The organism is Blastocatellia bacterium, assembly GCA_025054955.1.
Taxonomy (GTDB): domain Bacteria; phylum Acidobacteriota; class Blastocatellia; order HR10; family J050; genus JANWZE01.
The window spans coordinates 1-22552 of the sequence record JANWZE010000102.1; the positions used below are offsets into that span (position 1 = coordinate 1).

The following is a 22552-nucleotide window of genomic DNA, read 5'->3' on the forward strand; positions in this document are numbered from 1 at the left end:
TTCACTGTGCCGACAGGGCAAGCTCACTGGGAAGTTCTGTTGCGAGCGCGGGCGATTGAAAACCAGGTATTCATTCTTGCTCCAGCTCAAACTGGGCAGCACTCCGAGCGCCGCAGCAGTTTTGGACATAGTTTAATTGCAGACCCATGGGGTGATGTCATCGCTGCGGCTGGGCAAGAAGAGACGATTGTTTGGGCGACGCTCGATCTGGAACAGATTCCAAAGGTGCGCCAGCGGATGCCCTGTTTGGAACATCGTCGGTTTGATGTAAGCGGCCCGCATGTTCACGTAAGCAGCCCGCAGGGTGTGTGAGCGTGAGTGAGAATGCTTAGAGTCTGATAACCTCCTGAAAAAACAACGAAAGCAGCTTGCGAACAACCCTGCCCGGGAGCACACACCTAGAACTCTGTCTCGGTTCGCGCCGGTGGTCGTCCCACAAAAATCCCAATGATCATCATCAACGAGATCCTCATCAGCGACGAGATAAAACAACAACCCTTCGCCTGCGACCTGGCCGCTTGCAAAGGTGCCTGCTGCATCGAAGGCGACATAGGCGCGCCACTGGAAGAAGCTGAAGCTGAGTTCCTCCAGTCACACATTAAGCTGCTCGAGCCTTATCTACGCCGCGCCGGCGTCGAAACCATCCAGCGTCATGGAGCATATACACAGGACGCGCAAGGAGTCTTACGAACGCCGTTGATCGAAAGCGGGGCATGTGCTTACGCGGTACTCGAAAATGGCGTCGCCTTCTGCGCGATCGAAAAAGCCTATGAGGCAGGAATTATCCAATTTCGCAAACCACTCTCGTGCCACCTTTATCCGATCAAACTCAAAAAACTGTCCACGACTGAGGCATTGAATTTCGACCGTTGGCATATCTGTGAGCCAGCCTGTCACCTCGGCCGGCAACGTGGCATACCGGTATACGAATTTGTTAAAGACGGTCTCATCAGAAAGTATGGCGAAGCATTCTATCGCGCATTGGCCGAGGCCTCCAATCCATCAATGTAACTCCTCAGAGAAAGTGGTACAAGCGTCCACGCCTGTGGCGTTTTTCATCGTTTCTGGGCGTCGTCCGGACGACATGAACAACTCTTCTGAAAATAGAATTTTCATCGTTCGTTGTGGGCTCATTGCCCATGAGCGATTCCTCTGAAGATAGCCTACGAAACACGCAAATCTCACGAAAGAATTGTCTTCTCATCCTTCGTGGCGAGCGCGAAGCTCATGGGCGATTCGCTTGAAAATAACATTTGAGCGTTTCCTCGGAAACACCATTGATGAACACAGATGGAGACAGAGTAACACCAATCGCGGGTTGAAGAATTCGGTCCTATCCACTCACACGCATTCTACGCGGGGGCCCACAGCGAGGCCCCCATACAGGCCTCCCTGCCTGCCCGCTTTCCTGGCAAAAACGCGAGCCCACAGCCACCCTGTACGGGCGGCTCGCCGTGGCCGCCTGACTCTTCTCCTCTGCATATAACCATTTTCATCCTTCGTGGTGAACGTACGTTCATGGGCGATTCCCTCGAAAAATAAGCCCACGAAACACGCAATCAGCGCGAAAGAATCTCTTTATCGAATTTCGGGAAATTTTTGGCACTTCTCCAGATTGATCGTATAGGCGATTCCCCTTGACACAAGCCAGCGCAGGCTTAATCATCCGCCTTCAACACACGTGACACATCCGTGAACCGTGGACCGTGGACCGGGGATCGTGGCTCGCAGACCGTGGCCTGTAGACCACAACTTGAATCACGGATCACGAACCACGGAGCACGAATCACGGATCACGAATGACGCCAATGAGGAGGAGCATACCATGCGTTCACCAGCATTATGGTTACTTTTGCTCATCACGTGGAGTTTCTCATCGGTTCAGGCAGAAGCGATCAGAAACACGCATCCGTTTTCGGTGCATGACATGCTTGCGATGGATCGAATCCAGGACCCGCAGGTTTCGCCCGATGGCCGTCAGATTGTTTTTGTGGTGAGTAAAACAGACCTCGACGCCAATCGTCGTCGAACAGACCTCTGGTTGGTTAACATTGATGGAACAGGGCTGCGGCAACTCACGGTGCATCCGGCCAGCGACTTTCATCCGCGCTGGGCTCCAAATGGGAAAGACATTTGGTTTCTCTCGACCCGCGCTGGCTCATCGCAAGTTTACAAGATGCCCGTTGATGGCGGCGAGCCGGAACGAATGACGAACTTGCCGTTGGATGTCGGCGTGTTTGTGCTTTCACCGGATGGTTCGCATCTGGCGTTGACCATGGAGGTCTTTCCTGATTGTCAAACGGTTGAATGCACGGTCAAGCGCCTGGATGAGCTCAGCAAGCGGAAGGCCAGCGGTCGGATTTACGAGAAACTATTCATTCGGCACTGGGACACCTGGAAAGATGGGCGACGATCGCACCTATTTGTCATGCCCGTAGGCGGCACAACCGCTGTTGACGTGATGAAAGGAATGGACGCCGATACGCCATCAAAGCCGTTTGGCGGCACTGAAGAAATCACGTTTACGCCGGATGGGCGCTCGCTCATCTTCACGGCTCGCGATGCTGGCCGCGAAGAAGCGTGGTCAACTGATTTCGACCTGTATCTTGTGCCAGCGGATGGTTCTCGGCCGCCGCGCTGTCTGACAGAGGCCAATAAGGCATGGGATACAATGCCGCGTTTTTCGCCTGATGGCAGGACGCTGGCCTACCTAGCAATGTCGCGGCCCGGTTACGAATCAGACCGCTACCGCATCATGCTGCGTCCATGGCCTGACGGGCCTGAGCGCGTCTTGACGCAAGCATGGGACCGGTCTGCGGCGACAATCGTTTGGTCGGCTGACAGCCAAACGATTTACACCGTGGCTGACAATATCGGTCAGACATCGTTGTTTGCCATCAACGTAGCATCTGGGCAAGTGAGCACGGTGGTCAAGGATGGAACGGTCAGCTCACCGGGCATTGCCGGTCAACGAATCGTCTACGGCTTGGATAATCTCTACTCGCCGGTTGAGCTCTTCTCGGTCAATCCCGACGGCAGCGATGTTCGCCAGATCACACGTATCAATGCTGAGAAAGTCGCTGCGGCTCGGATGGGAGCGTTTGAACAATTTTCGTTCAAGGGCTGGAACAACGAAACCGTCTACGCTTATGTGGTCAAGCCCGTTGACTTCGACCCAGCGAAGAAATATCCGGTCGCCTTTTTGATCCACGGTGGCCCACAGGGTTCATTTGGCAATCACTTCCATTACCGTTGGAATCCGCAAGCCTACGCGGGCGCCGGCTATGGAGTCATCATGGTGGACTTTCATGGCTCGACAGGCTATGGGCAAGCGTTCACCGATTCGATTCGCGGCGACTGGGGTGGAAAACCGCTTGAAGACCTCAAACGAGGGCTGGCGGCAGCGCTCAAGAAATATCCGTGGCTGGACGGCAATCGCGTGGCTGCGCTTGGCGCTTCGTATGGCGGTTACATGGTCAATTGGATCGCCGGCGTTTGGTCGGAACCATTCCGCTGTCTGGTGGCTCATGCTGGTAACCTGGACGAGCGGTTGGCCTACTTTAACACAGAAGAGTTATGGTTCCCCGAATGGGACCATGTCGGAACGCCGTGGGAGAATCCGCGCAGCTACGAAAAACATAATCCCATCAACCTGGTCAACAAGTGGAAGAAGCCGATGCTCGTGATTCACGGCGCGCTCGATTTTCGCGTGGTTGAGACGCAAGGCATGGCTACGTTCACCGCGTTGCAACGGCGCGGCATTCCGAGCAAATTCCTATACTTTCCTGACGAGAACCACTGGATTCTGAAACCACACAATAGCATTTTGTGGCATGAGACAGTTATTGGTTGGCTCGATCAGTGGCTCAAAGAGCCGGCGCCGACGGCCAGACTGGAGCAGGGGAGATAGCCGAGTTGACGTTCCCCATCGCATCAGGTCGGAGCAGGGAAGATGGCCGAGTTGACATTGCCCAGTGCATCAACTAGAGTTTCGTTCAATTGCTGACGGAGACGTCAATTCGCGCTGCATTATCCGCAACGATTATTGATGGGCAAGAGGCTGAAGACAGTCAAGACCTCTTATGGCGGCAGCCTCGCTAACCCCTGTGGGGAAACTCGAAGCTCCAAATCCGAAATTCAAAACAAATTCCAATGACCAAACTCTCAAATGTGAAACAAGGATTGGGGCAGTGTTTGGAACATTGGGATTTTGACGTTTGAACTTGTTTCGGATTTCGTGCTTGGGATTTCGGATTTCCCTCGAAGAGGGTTGCATGTCAAAGATCAAACGCACAAGAAAATCTGAACAGGCGCAGCACGACCAACCCGGATTGATCGCCCAGCCGGTCTATCCCTTCACCGCAATTGTCGGACAGGAGGAGATGAAGCTGGCGCTCATTCTGAACGTGATTGACCCGTTGATCGGCGGCGTGCTGATCATGGGACATCGGGGCACAGGCAAATCAACAGCCGTTCGCGCGCTGGCTGATTTGCTGCCGCCGATTCTCAAGGTCAAGAATTGTCCATACGGATGCGACCCGAACAATCCGGCGTGGCTCTGCTCCGATTGCGTAGCAAAACGTCGCCGCGGCCGTCTGCCGGTTGTTTCAAGCGCGGTCCCAGTTGTGGAGCTTCCCATCGGCGCAACAGAAGACCGCGTATGTGGAACGCTCAACATTGAGCGTGCTCTCACCACGGGCGTGCGAGCTTTTGAGCCGGGTTTGCTGGCTCAGGCGAATCGCGGTTTTCTGTATATTGACGAAGTAAATTTGCTAGAGGACCACCTCGTTGATCTGCTGCTGGATGTGGCAGCCAGCGGACGCAACATCGTTGAACGCGAAGGGATCAGCATAAGCCATCCGGCTCGATTTGTGCTGGTCGGCTCCGGTAATCCCGAAGAAGGCGAGCTGCGCCCCCAGCTTCTGGACCGATTCGGACTGCACACACACGTGGAAACAATCACCGATGTGGATGCCAGAGTGCAGATCATTCAACGACGGGAACAATTCGACCAAAATCCTACGAACTTTCGCGCCCAGATGGAGTCGCAGCAAGAACAACTCCGTCAGCAGATCATCCAAGCGCAGCAATTGGTTGGATCGGTCACGATTGATCCGGTGCGGCTCCGGCAGATTGCTCAGTTATGTCTCCAGTTAGGCATTGATGGGCATCGGGGCGAGCTGACGATTATGCGCGCTGCCAAGGCGTTGGCTGCGTTTGATGGTCGCACGAGCGTGTCTGACGAGGACATCAGGGCCGTTGCGCCGATGTCACTGCGTCACCGCTTCCGCAAGGACCCACTCGGAGAAATTGACCCTGGCATGCGGATCGAGCGAGCGCTCGACGATTGTTTTCAGGGAGCGCCTCGGGAAAAATCCCAAGCACCAAATCCGAAATTCCCGCCGGCCGAAAATCCGAAGCACGAAATCCCAAATCCGGAACGTTTCGGATTTCGAGATTCGGACTTGGAATTTCCCTCGAAGAGGGCTTCGGATTTCGAGATTCGGATGTCGGATTTCCCCCGGCGGGGGTTAGCGAAGCCATCTCGTCGGCGTCGCACAAGCGCATTGAGCCATCAGCATGGACGGGTCGTTGGAACCGAGCCGACCAAGCCACAAGCTGGTCAAATCGCTTTGACCGCAACGTTGCGCGTGGCCGCGCCGGCTCAGCCGCTAAGGCGACATTCGCGCCAGGAGCGCCGGCTACGGATCGCGCCGGCTGATCTGCGGTGGAAACGGTTTCGGCATCGCGCAGGCTTGCTCATTATCTTCGTATTGGATGCCAGTGGGAGCATGGCAGCAAACCGCATTCACCAAGCAAAAGCAGCGGTCATCAGGCTTCTGCAACAGGCTTACATTCACCGAGACCAGGTTGCGCTCATCAGCTTTCGCCACCAGTCGGCTGATATAATGCTGCCACCCACGCAGAGCGTTGAACGCGCAAAACGCCTCATTGACGCATTGCCGGTTGGCGGCAGCACGCCGCTCGGGGCAGGCTTGCTCGCAGCCCTGGCTTTGGCCAAACGCGCTGATAGGCGCGGCGCGCGGCCAGCAATGATGGTGATTCTGACCGACGGGCGAGCCAATGTGAGTTCAAGCGGCCAACCTGACGTATGGGGCGAACTGGAGCGAATCAGCGCTTCATTTGTTAGAGAACGAATTCCCGCGCTGGTCATCAACACGCAGAGCCGATTCTCGCTCACCGGTGAAGTGAGCAAACTCGCCGCATGGCTGAACGCGCGATATATCCACTTGCCGCAGCCAACGGCTCAAACCATTTCGGACTCGGTGACGCGCATGGTCGAATCCGCCCGGCAGGAACTATCGCAAGTCCGTGGCCCGTGGTCCGTAATCCGTGATCCGCAGCCCCTACAGGGAAAATCCGAAGGACCCGAAATCCGAAACGTTTCGGATTTCGAGATTCGGACTGGGAATTTCCCCTAGCCACAGATTACACAGGTTAACTCAGATGTTGAACCCTATGCTAATCTGTGCAATCTGTGGCTTCATTCTGGCGAATTTCCCCCGAAGAGGGCAGTATGAATCAGCGTGATCAATTCGTCGAAACGCTCTACGAGAAGCTGCTGGAGATTGAAGGGCGGCTCATCCCGACCGGATTGCACGTGGTGGGACGCGCGCCGGCAGGGAATAACCTGGTTGACATACTGTGCGCCGTGGCGTCGTTCGACCGCCCTGAGCTGCAGATTCGGTCGCTTCACGCGCTGGTCGCCGCCGGACTTGGCCTCGATGCTCCCTTCGAGGGAACTCCGAAATCCGAATCTCGAAATCCCAAGCCCTCTTCGAGGGAAATTCCAAGTCCGAATCTCGAAATCCCAAACGTTTCGGATTTGGGATTTCGTGCTTCGAATTTCCCCCCGCGGGGGCAACAGGTTGAAGCACTGGTGAAAGCTGGTATTAGCCAGTTTCTAGCCATGCCGGCTGATGATTCGGCTGTTCGGAGCGCGGTTGAGTTCTTTCGACGAGAAGCGTCAGTGCCGCCTGAGCAATCGGTTCGCGTCTTTCAGTTGCTCCAGCGGATTCGCGTTCACCTGGTTGCCAATCGGGAACTCGATGCGTTGGTTGCCGCGTTGCGTGGCGAATACATCGAACCGGGGCCAGGCGCCGACATTGTGCAAAACCCCGATATTCTGCCGACCGGGCGCAATACCTATGCGGTGAATCCGTACAGCGTCCCCTCACCGTGGGCGTTTCAGAAATCCGAAGCGGTTGTCACAACTTTGCTCGAACGCTTTCGCCGTGAGCAGGGACGGTTCCCGCAAACGATTGCGATGGTGCTGTGGGGTATGGACAACATCAAGTCGCAAGGAGAAGGCGTGGCGCAGGCCCTGTGGCTGCTGGGAGTTCGACCGCGACGCGACGCCATGAACCGAGTGGTGGATGTGGAGGTGATACCACTTGGCCAACTGGGTCGCCCGCGCATTGACGTCGTCATGACGGTGTCAGGCATTTTCCGTGACCTATTCGCTCCCACCATGAATCTGCTAGACAAAGCCGTGAGAACCGTGGTGGCGCTGGATGAACCGCTCCAGATGAATTTCCCCCGGCAGCATGTCCTAGCACAAGTGCAGCAAGGCGACTCGTATGAGGAGAGCATGATTCGCGTCTTCTCCAATGCTGCCGGCAACTATGGCACCAATGTTGACTTCATGGTGTTGGACAGTCAGTGGGAATCGGCGCGAGAGCTGGGCGACTTGTTCGTTACACGCAAAAGTTTCGCTTACGGGCATGGCCTGGAAGGCCGGCCAGCACGTGAGCTGATGGACCGCGCGCTGGCGCGTGTTGAACTGACGTACCAAAACATTGATAGCTACGAAGTCGGCTTGACCGACGTGGATCACTACTTTGAATATCTGGGCGGCGTCACCCAAGCTGTTGAACAACGATCTGGGAAGCGGCCGCGCGTCTTCCTGTGCGATGGACTCGCCATGCAACCGAAAATTCGCTCACTCGAAGAGACATTGAAACTGGAAACAAGGACGAAAACGCTCAACCCGAAATGGTACGAAGGCATGCTTGAACACGGTTACAGCGGCGTCGCGCAGATTGAGCGGCACGTCAGTAACACATTCGGGTGGAGCGCCACAACGCGCGCGGTGGAAGATTGGGTTTATGACGAAATTTCCAGCACGTTCCTGCAAGATCCTGGCATGCTCAGCCGTCTTCGCCAGTTGAATCCTCACTCGACGCGCGCCCTCGTTGGCCGGTTGCTGGAAGCGCATGGGCGCGGTTTGTGGCAAACTGATCCGCAGGTGATTGAAGACCTGCGCCATATCTATGGACAGATCGAAGACGAGCTTGAAGGAGTCAGCAGCCCTCTTCCAGCGAAATCCGAAATCCTAATATCGAAATCCGAAACCCTCTTCCAGCGAAATCCGAAGTCCTAGTATCGAAATCCCAAACGTTTCGGATTTGGAACTTGGTGCTTCGGATTTCCCCGCAGGGGCTATGAAGCTCACCGTTTTCTACGTCGGCTCAAGTTTGCTGGCGCCGCTGATGCGGGCCGAAGTTGACATCAATCAAGCCTTGAATTTAGGCCTGCGGCTGAAGGCTTACAATTGCACACTGCCGATCCGAGATGCTGATTGGCTGGCCGTAGAGCGTGACATCGCCGAGTCAGATATTATTTTTCTCATCCATGTGACCGATCCGGACAACGCGACTCGCTTGGCTGCTGCACTCGACCGGCATCAGGCTCGCCATCATGCAGTTGTTGTCATCAACTGCATGCCCGAGCTGATGCGACGCATGCGCATGGGCCGATTGCGCGGTTCATGGTTCGCGCCACGTGGCGCACAGGACCGCTCATCAGAGGCGCTCGCCCTGCTGCGGAAGTTGGGAGCCTGGATGTCGCACTTCTCGGTACGCAATGGGAGAAATGGAGCCCGTCGTGAAAATCAAAGCACAAACCAATACCTCAAATTGGTCGAGTACATTCCTCGCCTGCTTCGCTTTGTTCCTGCAACGGGTCGGCTGAAAGACGCCAGGCACTACCTTCAGCTCTTTTGCTATTTCATGCAGCCGACACCAACCAATATCCGGCAGATGCTGCTCTATGCGATCAAGCACTACGTTCCGGGTTATCACCGTCGAATCACGGTCAGTCCACCCGAGAGTCATCCGGTGGTGGGAATATACCACCCAGATGCTCCGGCACTCTTTCAATCATTCGATGAATACCTTGCATGGTACAACATGCGGGGGAATCCGAAGCACCAAATTCCAAATCCGAAACGTTTGGGATTTCGAGATTCGGATTTCGGATTTCCCTCGAAGGGGGCTTTTGATCCTGAGCAGGCCATCGGGTTCCTCTTGCTGCGACCACAACTGATCAGTGGCGCTCATCGGCATTACGATGCCTTGATTCGCGCCTGTGAAGCAGAGGGCCTTTCTGTTTTACCCATTATCTCGACGCTCATGGATAATCGTCAGGCTGCCCAATCGTTCTTCGTGGACGCCGCCACTGGGCAGCCGCGTGTGAGTCAGATTGTTTCGCTCACCGGGTTCAGTTTTGTCGGTGGTCCTGGTCGCAATGACAGCGCGGCGGCTGTGGCCTGGCTCGCTGCGCTCAAACGACCGCTGCGCACTGTCGTGAGCATGGACATGCAAACCATTGAGCAATGGTCAAGCAGTCGAATTGGATTGAACCCGGTGCAGACGACGATGCAAATCGCTATTCCAGAGATAGACGGAGCGACCGAGCCATTGGTTTTTGCCGGCGTGCCATCAGGCCACGATCAACCGGAACCGATCCCAGAACGAACAGAGCGGATTGCGCGGCGATTGTCGCGGTGGAATCGGCTGCAACGATTGCCACGCGCTGCGGTGCGGCTCGGATTCGTCATTTATTGTTTCCCTCCGAACAAAGGGAATGTGGGAACGGCTGCCGACCTTGACGTGTTCGCCAGCCTGTGGGAAATCTTGCGCCGGTTGCAGGCCGAAGGCTATACCGTGCAAGCGCCGGAATCTCCTGATCAATTGCGCCACCTGGTGCTGGGGGATGATCACGCGGCTCTCGGCCAGGTGGCTTACCGGCTGCCTGCGGACGAATACTGGCGATTGTGTCCCTACGTTGAAGAGATTGAAGCTGAGTGGGGCCCTGCCCCCGGCTCGATCAACACGCATGGGAGCGACATCCTTATATACGGCGCTCAATTGGGTCACGTGTTCATCGGGATTCAACCGACGTTCGGCTACGAAGGTGATCCAACACGGCTGCTGCTGGCTGAAAGCGGCGCGCCTCACCATGCGTTCATGGGTTTCTACTGTTATCTCAACCACATTTTTCGCGCCGATGCGTTGGTGCACGTCGGCACGCATGGGGCACTAGAATTTATGCCCGGCAAACAGGTTGGCCTGTCCGATAGATGTTGGCCTGACCGATTGATCGGTGACTTCCCCAACATCTATCTGTACAGTGTGAACAATCCGTCGGAAGGCACGATTGCTAAACGCCGGTCGTATGCCGAGCTGATTTCGTACTTGACGCCGCCGATGGAAAACGCCGGCCTCTACAAGGAATTGGCCTCACTGAAAGAATTGATCATGGCTTACCGACAATCGCCGGATCGCCATCAGCGCGAACAGCTCTACGGGCTAATTGAACAGCAAGCACGCGCGCTTCACCTGGAGAACGACTGATGGCGACATCGGACTGCGGTCTGGACAATTTTGAGCGCAACCACGCGATTCATGAACTTGGAGAATGACTGATGGCCACATCGGGCCGCGATAGGCCTTTTCACTTCTTGATCTATCTGATCGCCGGAGCCGCGATGGGCGGATTTTTGGACATGACGGCTTTCAGGATGGAAACGCCCATCTACGGGTTTATCAGCGGCGCTCTCATCGCCGTTTTGTTTCAACTGGTAATCTGGGCCAGAAGTAGGAAAAAAGGTAACGCCCCTTAGCGGGGAAATCCCAAGCACGAAATTTGAAACCCGAAACGTTTCAGATTTCGAGATTCGGATTTCCCTCGAAGCGGGCTCCTGATTCCGACATTCGGATTTGGAGCTTCCCTCGGAGAGGGCTATGGACACGATCATAAGTGTGGGGCTAGTGATCGGGATATTGGGCATTAGCGCCGTGCTCACACAGCTACTGACTCGGAGCATGTATAATCGCTGTCCCTCATGTGGCAATTTGAATGCCAAGCGTCGTTTGAGATGTCGAGTGTGTGATCACCCGATCGGCGGTTGAGTGCTGGTCTTATGAAGTAGCGCGCTAGCGGCCTTCTGACGGATGTCCCGTTGGCCAGGCCCACCAGAGGCATTTCTTGACAAAAACAATGACGCAGCCATATAATCCGGCCTCTCCATGAAACCGGGGTAGGGAGCTCATTTGTCAGATATGGAACAACTGCAGCCTTCGAGCATTGCCACAGAGCACACATCTGGGCAAACTCCTCAACCAAAGCCGTCTACCACTGTGCCGGCCAAGACAGCCAAGCCTGCGACGCGAGCCGCGACAGAGGCGACTGAGGAATCGAGCAAGAATGCGTCAGCGTCGCCCATTGCCAAAGCCCGCCGGCGCTTCACATGGACCTTTGTGGCCGGGTTTCTGGCGGCAAACTTTCTGATGTTTTTGCGCTTTTTCTTTCCTCGCGCCCTGTTTGAGCCAAGCCCAGTGTTCCGCATTGGATCGCCATCAGATTTCAACTTGGGTGTTGATGAGCGCTTCAAGGAAGCCTACCGCGTGTGGGTTGTGCGTCAGCCGGATAAGTTGTTCGTGATTTACGCGCGCTGTACCCATCTGGGTTGCACGCCCAACTGGAACGAAAGCGAGAAGAAATTCAAATGTCCCTGCCACGGGAGCGGCTTCGATATTGAAGGCATCAACTTTGAAGGTCCGGCGCCGCGCCCATTAGATCGGGCGCACATCGAGCTGGATGCAACAGGTCAGATCGTCGTCAACACGAGCCGCCTCTATAAGTGCCCACCCGGTGAACCGTGTGGGTTTGAGACGGAGGGCTCGTTTCTGGTTGTGTGAGTTTTCGCTCGGAGAGCTGCAACGCCCTCTTCGAGGGAAATCCGAATATCGAAATCTGAAACGTTTCGGGTTTCATGCTTCGGATTTCCCCCGGCGGGGGCTAGGGAGAAACGCCTATGGAACCGGACGGCAAGAATGTACCAAAGAGCGGCGTTGGCCTGATTGATCAGGTCCGTCAAGACGCGGAGTTGCTGAAACAGAAATACGAAGAGGAAATCGCTCTTCGGAAAGCTGATCTAGAGGACCCGCAAAACACACAGCTTTGGAAATCCATCTTTCGGGTCAAGCACGAGCGCTATGACCCGCGCACTCGTTCGCTGGCCGTCCTCTCGAATGTGTTTCTTCATTTGCATCCGGCGCGCATCAATCGCGATGCGGTCCGTTACGGGTTCACCTGGGGCATGGGCGGCATCACGTTTTATCTGTTCATTGTGCTCACGTGGACAGGTGTGTTGTTGATGTTCTATTACCATCCGTCGAAGGTGGTGGCCTTTCGTGACATTCTCTACCTGGCGCACGATGTTCCATTCGGTCGGTTGCTCAGGAATATGCACCGATGGGCGGCTCACTTGATGGTGATCACGACGTGGCTGCACATGTTCCGTGTGGTCATGACCGGCTCCTATAAGAAGCCGCGTGAGTTCAATTGGTGCGTTGGTGTGGTGCTACTTGTGCTGACCATGTTGCTGTCGTTCACCGGTTACTTGTTGCCCGATGATCAGCTCGGTTTCTGGGCTGTGACCGTGGGGACCAATATGGCTCGCGCCACACCGTTGCTGGGTCACGAAGGGCCGTTCGGACCTCAACTGGGGATGACGCCATACAATGATGTGCGATTCGCGCTTCTTGGCGGTTCGATTGTGGATTCCAACGCGCTGCTGCGGGCTTACATCTGGCATTGCATTGCGATTCCGCTGTTCGCCGCGATCCTGATGGCTGTGCATTTCTGGCGCGTGCGCAAAGATGGCGGCATTTCTGGTCCGGCGCCCGTCATGCTGGAATCGGAGATGAAACCGGAGAAAAAGTGATCCCAAACCCTCTTCGAGGGAAATTCCAAATCCGAATCTGGAAATCCGAAACGTTTCGAATTTCGGATTTAGGATTTCGGATTTCCCCCGAAGAGGGCTACGGAGGAGATAGATGATGGCTGAAGGGTTGTGGAATTTATCACCGACCGCCGTTCCAATAGCCCTGCTGTTGGGGATCAAGCAGCTTTGGGAGATTCTCACCCTACCGGACAATATTCCGATTGCTGCGCTGGCCATTCTCGTGCCGTTTTATACCTGGCTGGCCGTCCGTCAAGCCAGACAGACTGACCGCCTCATTGAGCAACTGGAAGCTGACAAGGAATTGGCCAAGACGCATCACCGCAAAATCTATCCGTTCAAGCAAGGCTGGGCGCGCGAGCTGCCGGTTTGGCCATACCTGCTGCGCGTGGAATTCCTCGCGTTCATCATTGTGACGCTGATTTTGATGGTCTGGTCTATCACGCTTGACGCTCCCTTGGAGGAACCGGCCAATGCCAGTTTGACCCCGTTGACCTCGAAGGCGCCTTGGTACTTTGTCGGGCTACAAGAGATGCTGGTCTATTTCGATCCCTGGTTTGCCGGCGTCGTTCTGCCCACGCTGTTGATCATCGGCCTGATGGTGTTTCCGTACGTGGACTCCAATCCGCTAGGCTCGGGCTACTACACCATCAAACAGCGGAAGGTCGCCATCCTGAGTTTTGGGGCCGGCTTCTTTATCTGGCTGATGTTGGTGTTTATCGGCACGTTCATGCGTGGCCCCGGTTGGTTGTGGTTTTGGCCCGGCCAGACCTGGGACCATAGCATGGTGGTCTATGAGGTGAATCGGAATTTACCCGATCTGTTCCCCGACTTCATCGGCCAGACGGTCATCGGACGAATTGTGATCGGCGTGGTGGCCATCGCGCTCTTCTACGCCGTGTCCGGCTGGGCTATTCATCGCTGGGTCACACGCACCGAGTTCGATCGAAAGATTTTCGCGCGCACAAGTCTGTTGCAGTACCTGACATTTCAGTTCTTCGCCATTACCGTTCTGATCGGCTTGCCCGCAAAGATGATTTTGCGGCTTGTTTTCCGGATCAAGTATGTGCTGGTGTCGCCGTGGTTGAACATTTAAATCCCAAACCCGCGCAGCGGGAAATCCCAAGCACGAAATTCGAAATCCCAAACGTTCCGAATCTCCCCCGGCGGGGGCTGATGAGAGAATCCGCTTCGCCGCGACCATGGGCACAGCGGCTGTCATCGCCATCTTCGTGCAGCTCCTGCTGGGCGCCGCTTTCCGTCACGGTTGGCTGGGGATCATTCCGCATCTGCTCGGTGCCGTGCTAGTAGCGATTTTGCTTGGCTGGACATTGCTGACGATTCTGAAGCATATACCATCAATCTATCTGCAACGGCCGGCGCGGTGGACTCTTGGGTTACTGGTTGTGCAATTGGCGCTGGGGATTGCAGCTTATTTTGCCCGCGTCGCTTCATACGATGATCCTCAGCCGCTCTTCTACATGGTCTCGCTGACTGTAGCCCATGTCGCCGGAGGCGCGTTGACCTTAGCGATGGCTGTCGTCATTGTGCTCCGGCTCTACAGAATCAAAATTCAGGCTTCGGAGGCGAGTTCCCAAACGTCTGATGTGAGGAACATCTCATGGTCTGATGTGTGAGCGTGGATGAGGGCCACAGATTGCACAGATTAGCACAGAGTGCAATATCTGAATTAATCTGTGCAATCTGTGGCTATTGAGCAGCCGATGCTGCAGCGCATCGGCTGTGAGCTGAGAACATATTACGATGATTGATCAAGACGCACTGATGAAAGCTGGCCTTGTTCGGTTGGACTGGGCTGCATCGAGTCGGCGGCCCATGCGGGCTGTCTGGCGTGATTATCTGGAATTGACCAAGCCGCGCCTGAGCATGCTGATTTTGCTCGTGGCAATGGCTGGGTTCTGCTTGGGGTCGCGAGCCTCGTTTGATGTGGGCCGATTCCTCTGGACCATCGCCGGGATTGGCCTGCTCAGTGGCGGCATCTTTGCATTGAACCAGTATCAGGAGCGGCGCGTGGACGGCCTGATGAAGCGCACTGAGCAGCGCCCGCTGCCGGCTGGCCGGCTGCATCCAACTGAAGCGTTTTGGTTCGGCGCATTGTTGTCTATAGCGGCCATCGGCGTGCTTGCTCTGTGTGTGAATGGGTTGAGCGGATGGATTGGGCTGTTCACATTGCTCAGTTATCTGTTGATGTATACCCCGCTGAAAACAAGAAGCCCGCTGTGCACGCTCGTTGGCGCGATGCCGGGCGCGGTGCCGCCCTTGTTGGGCTGGGTGGCTGCTCGCGGTCATTTCGATAGCGAAGCGTGGCTCTTATTTTTTGTGCTATTTCTCTGGCAATACCCGCACTTCTTAGCCATCGGCTGGTTGTACAGAGAAGATTACGCGCGCGCCGGGATTCGCATGTTGCCCGCGATCGAATCGGAAGGCAGGGCGACATCTCGGCAAATCGTCGCTTTCACCGCGCTGTTGCTGCCGGTCAGCTTGCTGCCCACGTGGATGGGGCTTTCCGGCCAGATGTACTTAGTCGGGGCGTTGATCCTGGGGTCGCTGTTTTTGGTTGCGGCAATCCGCATGGCGTTGTTCAAAACGAAATGGGAAGCGCGCCGACTCTTGCTGGCCTCGGTTCTTTATTTGCCGTTGCTGTTTGGACTAATGGTGCTTAATCCTGTTGGCATGAAATTCGGTTTGATGTAATGGTCCCCTTCGAGGGAAATCCGAAGCATGAAATCCGAAATTCGAAACGTTTGGGATTTCGAGATTCGGATTTCGGATTTCCCTGGAAGAGGGCTTCGAGGAGGCATCATGGGGGCGACTGTAGCTATACTAATTTGGGCTGTCACAGCGGCCACATTGTGGATGTTTCTCTCCGGCCGGTGGCCAATGCCGGAGCTGATCTCACTTCACGGACAGGGATGGGATTCGCAATACTTAATGACGATCATCATTGTCGGCATCGCGTTCACGCTGGCGCAAATCGGGCTTGGGTGGTGCGTCTTCAAGTTCACTGACAAGAAACCCGGCCCGGCCACCTACACCGAAGGGAGCGCCAAGGTGGAGACCACGTGGACGCTGATCACGGCTGCCGTTTTTGTCATGCTGGGCATTACCGGCCAACGCGTGTGGGCTCACTTCCACCTCACAGACCCGCCCCGGGATGCCCTCATGATCGAAGTCACCGGGCAGCAATTTGCCTGGAATGTTCGCTACCCTGGTCCCGATGGCGTGTTTGGACGAACCGATGTCAAGTTGGTTGACGATGCGGCCGGCAACCCGCTTGGCCTCGATGATAAAGACCCGGCGGCACGCGACGACGTGGTCACCCAAAATCAAGTGGCCGTTCCGGTCAATCGCCCGATCCGCCTTATCCTGAAATCCAAAGATGTGACCCATAACTTCTTCGTCCCTCACGCCCGCATGAAACAAGACGCCGTGCCGGGGTTGGCGACGTTCATGCATTTCACACTGACCAAGCCCGGCAAATATGAAGTCGCATGCGCTGAGTTATGCGGCCAACTTCACTGGCAGATGAAAGCCTTCATCAACGTGATGTCAGACGAGGAATTCCAAAACTGGCTCAAGGAACGAGCGCCGTAGCCCTCTTCGAGGGAAATCCCAAGCACGAAATCCGAAATTCGAAACGTTTCGGATTTCATGCTTCGGATTTCCCCCAGCGGGGATTGCAGAGGAGTTGTTCATGTCGTCCGGACGACGCGAGAGAAACGATGAAAAACGCCACAGGCAGGAATGCCTGTGCCACTTTTTCTGAGGAGAGACGATGGAACCGACAACCACCATTCATCATCACGCACCGCCGAGCAGTTTCATCCGGAAGTATATTTTCAGCACCGACCATAAGATCATTGGGCTGCAGTACTACTTTCTTGCGCTGGTCGCTGCATTTATAGGGATGGGCTTATCATTATTGATGCGCATCAAACTGGCCTGGCCGACCGAGACCTGGCCGACACTAGCGGCCCTCTTTCCCGAAGGCTTCGCCGGCGGTCAAATGAAGCCGGAGTTTTACCTGGCCATGCTGACGATGCACGGGACGATCATGGTCTTCTTTGTGCTGACGACTGCGCCACAAGGTGGATTTGGCAACTATTTTCTGCCCATGCAAATCGGCGCAGCCGACATGGCCTTCCCAGTCCTCAATATGCTTTCCTTCTGGTTCACCTTCGTCGGCTTTGTTGTCCTGATGGCCGCTTTCTTCGTAACGGGTGGCGCGCCAATATCGGGCTGGACCGGTTACCCACCATTGAGCGCACTGGGGCAGATTGCCGGTCCTGGCTTAGGTCTTGGACAAGACTTATGGGTTATCAGCATCGCCATTTTCTGTGTCGCCTCACTGCTGGGCGCGTTGAATTTCATCTCAACGATGCTGAATATGCGGACGAAGGGGCTAGATCTCTTCAAACTGCCACTGACCTGCTGGGCCTGGTTCACGACGGCTGTGTTGGCGCTGCTGGCCTTTCCTGTGTTACTGGCCGGCGGCGTGCTGCTGTTGCTAGACCGGAATGCCGGATCAAGCTTTTTCCTCCCTGAAGGCTTGATTGTGAGCGGCAAAGTGATCAATCGGAGCGGCGGCTCGCCGATTCTCTGGCAACATCTGTTCTGGTACTTCGGGCACCCGGAAGTCTATATCGCCATCCTGCCCGGCATGGGCGCAACATCGCAGATTCTGGCTACGTTTGCCCGCAAACCCGTTTATGGCTACCGCGCAATGGTGATCGCTATCTTCGCCATCGGCCTGCTAGGATTTTTCGTTTGGGGGCATCACATGTTCGTCAGCGGCATGAGTCCATTCAGCGGGTTGGCTTTTTCCGTCATCACGCTGACCATCGGCATTCCATCAGCCATCAAGACGTTCAACTGGCTCGGCACGCTGTGGGGTGGACGCATCCGGTTTACCAGCGCCATGCTGTTTTCTATTGGCTTCGTGTCGCTGTTCGTCTCCGGCGGCGTCACCGGCATGGTGCTTGGGCAGTCATCGCTCGACCTGTTTTACCACGACACCTATTTCGTCGTTGGTCACTTCCACATGATTATGGGCGTGGCGGCCATCTTCGCTATGTTCGCCGGAACATACTACTGGTTTCCGAAGATGTTCGGTCGCATGATGCACGAGGGGCTGGGACGATTACATTTCTGGTTATCGTTCATCGGCGTCTACGCCATCTTCGTGCCGATGCACATCCTGGGCGTGATGGGACATCCGCGACGATACGCTCAGTCAACAGCATACGAATTTCTGGGGAGTGCGTTGCCGCTGCATGAATTCATCACCGTCGCTGCGATCATTATGGCGCTCGGTCAATTCATCTTCTTGTTCAATCTGTTTTGGAGCATGAAGAAGGGCGCAAAGGCGCCGGACAATCCATGGGAAGCGACAACGCTTGAGTGGGCGACGAGCTCACCGCCGCCGTTCGATAATTTCGGCGGTCGCCAGCTCGTTGTCCATCACGGGCCATACGAATACTCAGTGCCAGGGGCGCCCAAGGATTACATCATGCAGACGGACCCGCCACTGGCCGTCGCCAAACACTGACCGAGCAGGGAGCAAAGTGAGATGGTTGCAACACTACCGCCCAAGCCAGAGACATACGGCCGCGCGCCCGGTTGGCCACCAGACGATGGGGGAAACAGGGATAACGGCGGCGGCTTCGATAAACCGAGTCCTCCGCCTTCGGCCTACCGCTTAGGCATGGGTCTGGCGCTGGTCTCCATTTTCATGCTCTTTGTGGCGTTCACCAGCGCCTATGTCATTCGTCAGGGCCAGGGCCAGGATTGGCAACCGATCAACCTGCCTGTTGTCCTCTGGTTGACAACTGCGCTTTTACTGCTGAGCAGCGTGACGCTGGAGCGCGCACGGCAGCGCTTGCGACATGGCGATGAGTTGATGTGCAATCGCTGGCTGACGGCGACCACGCTGCTGGGATTGGGCTTCCTCATCGGTCAGTTCGTGGCCTGGCGACAACTGGCCGCCGATGGGATTTACATCAACACAAACCCGCATAGCTCCTTTTTCTACATGCTCACTGCGGCGCATGGCCTGCATTTAGCCGGAGGTCTTGTGGGACTTGGCTATATCACGGTTAAAATGTGGCGCCAAAGCTACCAGCTCGCGCTGGCCGCTGGCCTGTGGACGCACCCGAAGAAGGAACTGGCAATTGATTTGATGAGCCTTTACTGGCACTTCATGGATGGGCTCTGGGTTTATCTGTTTGTGTTGTTGTTTGCTTGGACGTGAAAGCCCACGCAGGGCTCCCCTGCGGGGGAAATCCGAAGCACGAAATCCGAAATCCGAAACGTTTCGGATTTGGAGATTCGGATTTGGAATTTCCCTCGAAGAGGGTTTGGGAGTTCCGATTTCCCTCGAAGAGGGGAAGAGGGTTTGGGAGGATACGCCATGCTCACATGGGAGGGACAAACCATGCGAGAACGCCTGATCATGAATGGCCTTTGTCTTCTAATCGCCCTGGCGGCTCTGGCGTATGCCGGCTGGGGCATCTTCACCGGTCAAATCTGGATTCAAGGCGTTGATGGGTTGTTTCTGATTCTGATCAGTCTGTTCATTGCGTTTCTGTTCGGATTAAATCCATTGCTGGAGATCAAACGCGATGGGCTTCAAGGCCTGCTGGGCAGCACGGGCCTACCGCGCGCCCGGGCAGTCGCCTCAAACCCGGAGGAGATGACGATGGTTCACGCACCAGTACATGAATACACAGATGTAGGCTGGGGCGGCGCTGCGCTGCCTTACGCCATCGGGTCGAAGAAGCTCGGCATGTGGTTGTTCATTGTCTCCGACTCGCTCACGTTTGCTGCGTTGCTGTTCGGTTACAGCTATCTCCGTATCTCAACGCCGGACTGGCCAACCCCATTCCACTTCAACCCCAGTATTATCTACGCCACCGTGATGACCTTCTTCCTGCTGCTCAGCAGCGTGACCATGGCATTGGCCGTGCGAGAAGCCGGGCGGGGCAATATCAAGAAAACGGCTCTGTTCATCCTGGCGACAATTGGTGGCGGGGCGATGTTCATCATTCTCCACGCCAACGAGTGGAACCATCTGATCCATGAAGGTGTGCGCATGTTCAGAAATCCATGGGGCGTCCCTCTCTTTGGCGCCACATTCTTCACGCTGACCGGTCTGCATATGCTGCACGTTGCCTCCGGTTTGGTTTATCTGTTTGTGATTATGATCGGGTTCTCACGGCGTAAGTTTTCAGCAGAAGACGTCGAAATCAGTGGCCTCTACTGGCACTTCGTTGACCTCGTGTGGATGTTCATCTTCCCACTAGTTTACTTGCTATCCGTCAAAATGGAGTAACCAATACAAGGAGCTGTCATGGGAAATCACCAATCCGCGCACGTTGATCTACCAACAAGTAAATACTTCGGCGTCTGGGGATATTTGCTGGCGCTGACTGCTATCGAAGTGTATCTGGCTTACATTCACTTAAATGTCACGCTCATGCTCGTCTTGCTCATGGGGCTGTCCATTGTGAAGGCAGCCTTGATCATGGCTTACTTCATGCATCTGAAATTCGAACGCATGAGCCTGATCATCACGCTCATTCCCGCGATGGTCATTTGCATCTCGCTGCTCGCCATCGTATTTCCAGATAGCTTCCGCTTGCTGGAGTTTAGGAAATGAGCTTTCGTGATCCGTGATTCGTATGCTGTCATTCAATTCACGATCCTCAGTCCACAGACCACGGTCCACGGACCACAGTTCACGGACCACAGTCCACTTCTGGATTCTCGCGTTGGCCGCTGCTACGTGTTGGTTGCTGCCTCCCGAGGTCTTGGCCCAATGCGCAATGTGCAAAACGGCAGCCGCTTCACAACAAGCTGAAGCCATCCGCAGCCTTAATATCGGCATTCTCATCCTCCTGGTCCCATCGCTGCTGTGCTTTGCTGGCATATTTGCCGTGGCACTACGGCTGATGCATCGCCCCGCGGGGGAAATCCGAAGCACGAAATCCGAACCCCTGCGGGGAAACTCGAAGCTCCAAATCCGAATCCGAAACAAACTCCAATGGCCAAACCCTCAAATGTAAAACAAGGAGTGAGGCAGTGTTTGGAACATCGAGATTTTGACGTTTGAACTTGTCTCGGATTCCGTGCTTGGGGCTTCAGATTTCCCTCGAAGATGGTTATGGACACCGACCTGGCGTTAGATATTCTCCGGTTGTTCGACGAGTCTCACACGCAGGGCTGGGACTTACACGGCTTTTTTGAACTCCTCGCCGGCGACGACCAAGAGAAACGCCTCGCCGTTTTGGATACTGTTGATGAGCTAGCAGCCGCCGGCTTCTTGTGCAACCGCGGCAGCGATTTCTATACGCTCACTGATAAAGGCATGCGAGCCGCTGTACGAGGTTCATTCGATGTTGAGTAGTCGCGCATCAATCGGGCTGGTCAAGCAACTGACCGTCATACACGTCCTGCTCTGCCTGCTGTGCCTGCTTCCGATCGGTTGTCGAAGCAATAAGCAGCAGGGAACTCGCACGTTTCAGGTTCAAGGCCGCGTCGTCTCAATCGGCGAGGATAAGCGCTCAATCGGCATAGAACACGAGGACATTCCCGGATTCATGCCGGCAATGACCATGTCGTTTCCCATCAAAGACCCAAATCTCATAGAGGGTTTGTCACCCAACGATCTGGTTCGCTTTGAACTCGTCGTGACCCCCTATGAATCGTGGATCAGCCGGATCGAAAAAACAGGACGCGCGGAGAACACCCAAAACAGCCAAAAGAGCAGGGAAAACGAACCGGCGATTCTCAGACCGGGCGAAGCGATACCTCCTTTCAACCTGATAGATCAGAACGGGCGACGCGTGTCACACGCTGACTTTCGTAACAAAGCGCTGGCCATAACCTTCATCTTTACGCGATGCCCACTACCAGATTACTGCCCGCGATTCACGAGCCACTTCGTTGACGTGCAAAAGCAACTCCTGCCAAAATACAACGGCCGGTTTCATCTGATCTCGGTGACCATTGACCCGCAATACGACACGCCGAAGGTGCTCAAGCAATACGCCGCTTTGTACAACGCTGACCTGTCCAGTTGGAGCTGGCTGACTGGGCCGGACGAATCCATTCGAGAAATGGCAGCACGATACGGAGTCCGCTATTGGAACGAAGAAGGAACCATCTCACATACAGCAGCCTGCGCTGTCATCACCCCCTCAGGACGACTCTATAAACTGCGGACCGGTAACACCTGGACAGCAGAAGATGTTATCGGCGACCTAACCGCCGTGCTGGAGAAACCACAAGAAATCGCAACTGGCGAGAAATAGCAATGCGGGGAAATCCCAAGCACCAAATCCGAAACAAACTCCAATGACCAAACTCTCAAATGTGAAACAAGGATTGGAGCTTGGAACATTGAGATTTTGACATGTGAACTTGTTTTGGATTTCGTGTTTCGGGTTTCGAATTTCCCTCCAAGAGGGGTCGGATTTCCCC

General features: G+C 55.2%; 19 protein-coding genes. All 19 read left to right on the top strand.

Annotated features, from left to right (window positions below; translation table 11 throughout):
• A partial coding sequence (locus NZ823_12755) for a carbon-nitrogen hydrolase family protein (protein MCS6805993.1) occupies positions 1 to 312 on the top strand: 312 nt, incomplete at its 5' end.
• Between the two features lie 135 nt (positions 313 to 447).
• Entirely contained in the window at positions 448 to 1011 is a 564-nt protein-coding gene (locus NZ823_12760) for a DUF3109 family protein (protein ID MCS6805994.1), read from the top strand.
• Positions 1012 to 1825: 814 nt separating this feature from the next.
• Complete coding sequence (locus NZ823_12765; protein MCS6805995.1) at positions 1826 to 3910, top strand: S9 family peptidase; 2085 nt, start codon at positions 1826 to 1828, stop codon at positions 3908 to 3910.
• A gap of 364 nt (positions 3911 to 4274) precedes the next feature.
• Positions 4275 to 6443 carry a magnesium chelatase ATPase subunit I gene (bchI, locus tag NZ823_12770; protein MCS6805996.1) on the top strand — a complete coding sequence of 723 codons (2169 nt, stop codon included), beginning with the start codon at positions 4275 to 4277 and terminating at the stop codon, positions 6441 to 6443.
• A gap of 95 nt (positions 6444 to 6538) precedes the next feature.
• Positions 6539 to 8404 carry a cobaltochelatase subunit CobN gene (locus NZ823_12775; protein ID MCS6805997.1) on the top strand — a complete coding sequence of 622 codons (1866 nt, stop codon included), beginning with the start codon at positions 6539 to 6541 and terminating at the stop codon, positions 8402 to 8404.
• Between the two features lie 61 nt (positions 8405 to 8465).
• A complete protein-coding gene (locus tag NZ823_12780) occupies positions 8466 to 10658 on the top strand; it encodes a cobaltochelatase subunit CobN (protein MCS6805998.1) in 2193 nt (730 codons plus the stop codon).
• Between the two features lie 71 nt (positions 10659 to 10729).
• Entirely contained in the window at positions 10730 to 10927 is a 198-nt protein-coding gene (locus tag NZ823_12785; protein MCS6805999.1) for a hypothetical protein, read from the top strand.
• A 439-nt stretch (positions 10928 to 11366) separates the two neighbouring features.
• Positions 11367 to 12005: a Rieske 2Fe-2S domain-containing protein gene (locus NZ823_12790; GenBank protein ID MCS6806000.1), complete on the top strand. Its 639-nt coding sequence runs from the start codon at positions 11367 to 11369 to the stop codon at positions 12003 to 12005.
• A 116-nt stretch (positions 12006 to 12121) separates the two neighbouring features.
• Positions 12122 to 13033, top strand: coding sequence for a cytochrome b N-terminal domain-containing protein (locus NZ823_12795; GenBank protein MCS6806001.1), 912 nt, complete (start codon positions 12122 to 12124; stop codon positions 13031 to 13033).
• A 112-nt stretch (positions 13034 to 13145) separates the two neighbouring features.
• The gene (locus tag NZ823_12800; protein ID MCS6806002.1) at positions 13146 to 14147 is read left to right on the top strand and encodes a cytochrome C; all 1002 of its coding nucleotides are present in this window, start codon (positions 13146 to 13148) and stop codon (positions 14145 to 14147) included.
• A gap of 106 nt (positions 14148 to 14253) precedes the next feature.
• Complete coding sequence (locus NZ823_12805) at positions 14254 to 14688, top strand: COX15/CtaA family protein (protein MCS6806003.1); 435 nt, start codon at positions 14254 to 14256, stop codon at positions 14686 to 14688.
• Positions 14689 to 14815: 127 nt separating this feature from the next.
• A complete protein-coding gene (cyoE, locus tag NZ823_12810) occupies positions 14816 to 15766 on the top strand; it encodes a heme o synthase (GenBank protein ID MCS6806004.1) in 951 nt (316 codons plus the stop codon).
• A gap of 108 nt (positions 15767 to 15874) precedes the next feature.
• Positions 15875 to 16666, top strand: a complete 792-nt coding sequence (gene coxB, locus NZ823_12815) for a cytochrome c oxidase subunit II (protein ID MCS6806005.1) — start codon at positions 15875 to 15877, stop codon at positions 16664 to 16666.
• A gap of 181 nt (positions 16667 to 16847) precedes the next feature.
• A complete protein-coding gene (locus NZ823_12820; GenBank protein ID MCS6806006.1) occupies positions 16848 to 18620 on the top strand; it encodes a cbb3-type cytochrome c oxidase subunit I in 1773 nt (590 codons plus the stop codon).
• A gap of 21 nt (positions 18621 to 18641) precedes the next feature.
• On the top strand, positions 18642 to 19322 hold the full coding sequence (locus NZ823_12825) for a cytochrome c oxidase subunit 3 (protein ID MCS6806007.1): 681 nt from the start codon (positions 18642 to 18644) through the stop codon (positions 19320 to 19322).
• Positions 19323 to 19481: 159 nt separating this feature from the next.
• The gene (locus tag NZ823_12830; GenBank protein ID MCS6806008.1) at positions 19482 to 20402 is read left to right on the top strand and encodes a cytochrome c oxidase subunit 3; all 921 of its coding nucleotides are present in this window, start codon (positions 19482 to 19484) and stop codon (positions 20400 to 20402) included.
• Positions 20403 to 20420: 18 nt separating this feature from the next.
• The gene (locus NZ823_12835; protein ID MCS6806009.1) at positions 20421 to 20729 is read left to right on the top strand and encodes a cytochrome C oxidase subunit IV family protein; all 309 of its coding nucleotides are present in this window, start codon (positions 20421 to 20423) and stop codon (positions 20727 to 20729) included.
• A 504-nt stretch (positions 20730 to 21233) separates the two neighbouring features.
• Positions 21234 to 21476 (top strand): hypothetical protein, encoded by a 243-nt coding sequence (locus tag NZ823_12840; GenBank protein ID MCS6806010.1) that lies wholly within the window; start codon positions 21234 to 21236, stop codon positions 21474 to 21476.
• Positions 21466 to 22383, top strand: a complete 918-nt coding sequence (locus tag NZ823_12845) for an SCO family protein (GenBank protein ID MCS6806011.1) — start codon at positions 21466 to 21468, stop codon at positions 22381 to 22383. The genes NZ823_12840 and NZ823_12845 overlap by 11 nt, the downstream gene beginning before the upstream one ends.
• Positions 22384 to 22552: the final 169 nt, after the last annotated feature.

What these genes read in the sequence shown, in the direction of transcription:
- NZ823_12830 (MCS6806008.1), top strand. Translation starts at nt 19,482, where the DNA reads ATGCTCACATGGGAGGGACAAACCATGCGAGAACGCCTGATCATGAAT.
- coxB (MCS6806005.1), top strand. Translation starts at nt 15,875, where the DNA reads ATGGGGGCGACTGTAGCTATACTAATTTGGGCTGTCACAGCGGCCACA.
- NZ823_12775 (MCS6805997.1), top strand. Translation starts at nt 6,539, where the DNA reads ATGAATCAGCGTGATCAATTCGTCGAAACGCTCTACGAGAAGCTGCTG.
- NZ823_12805 (MCS6806003.1), top strand. Translation starts at nt 14,254, where the DNA reads ATGGGCACAGCGGCTGTCATCGCCATCTTCGTGCAGCTCCTGCTGGGC.
- NZ823_12785 (MCS6805999.1), top strand. Translation starts at nt 10,730, where the DNA reads ATGGCCACATCGGGCCGCGATAGGCCTTTTCACTTCTTGATCTATCTG.
- NZ823_12780 (MCS6805998.1), top strand. Translation starts at nt 8,466, where the DNA reads ATGAAGCTCACCGTTTTCTACGTCGGCTCAAGTTTGCTGGCGCCGCTG.
- NZ823_12765 (MCS6805995.1), top strand. Translation starts at nt 1,826, where the DNA reads ATGCGTTCACCAGCATTATGGTTACTTTTGCTCATCACGTGGAGTTTC.
- NZ823_12840 (MCS6806010.1), top strand. Translation starts at nt 21,234, where the DNA reads ATGGACACCGACCTGGCGTTAGATATTCTCCGGTTGTTCGACGAGTCT.
- NZ823_12795 (MCS6806001.1), top strand. Translation starts at nt 12,122, where the DNA reads ATGGAACCGGACGGCAAGAATGTACCAAAGAGCGGCGTTGGCCTGATT.
- NZ823_12760 (MCS6805994.1), top strand. Translation starts at nt 448, where the DNA reads ATGATCATCATCAACGAGATCCTCATCAGCGACGAGATAAAACAACAA.
- NZ823_12790 (MCS6806000.1), top strand. Translation starts at nt 11,367, where the DNA reads ATGGAACAACTGCAGCCTTCGAGCATTGCCACAGAGCACACATCTGGG.
- NZ823_12825 (MCS6806007.1), top strand. Translation starts at nt 18,642, where the DNA reads ATGGTTGCAACACTACCGCCCAAGCCAGAGACATACGGCCGCGCGCCC.
- NZ823_12845 (MCS6806011.1), top strand. Translation starts at nt 21,466, where the DNA reads ATGTTGAGTAGTCGCGCATCAATCGGGCTGGTCAAGCAACTGACCGTC.
- NZ823_12835 (MCS6806009.1), top strand. Translation starts at nt 20,421, where the DNA reads ATGGGAAATCACCAATCCGCGCACGTTGATCTACCAACAAGTAAATAC.
- NZ823_12800 (MCS6806002.1), top strand. Translation starts at nt 13,146, where the DNA reads ATGATGGCTGAAGGGTTGTGGAATTTATCACCGACCGCCGTTCCAATA.
- NZ823_12820 (MCS6806006.1), top strand. Translation starts at nt 16,848, where the DNA reads ATGGAACCGACAACCACCATTCATCATCACGCACCGCCGAGCAGTTTC.
- cyoE (MCS6806004.1), top strand. Translation starts at nt 14,816, where the DNA reads ATGATTGATCAAGACGCACTGATGAAAGCTGGCCTTGTTCGGTTGGAC.
- bchI (MCS6805996.1), top strand. Translation starts at nt 4,275, where the DNA reads ATGTCAAAGATCAAACGCACAAGAAAATCTGAACAGGCGCAGCACGAC.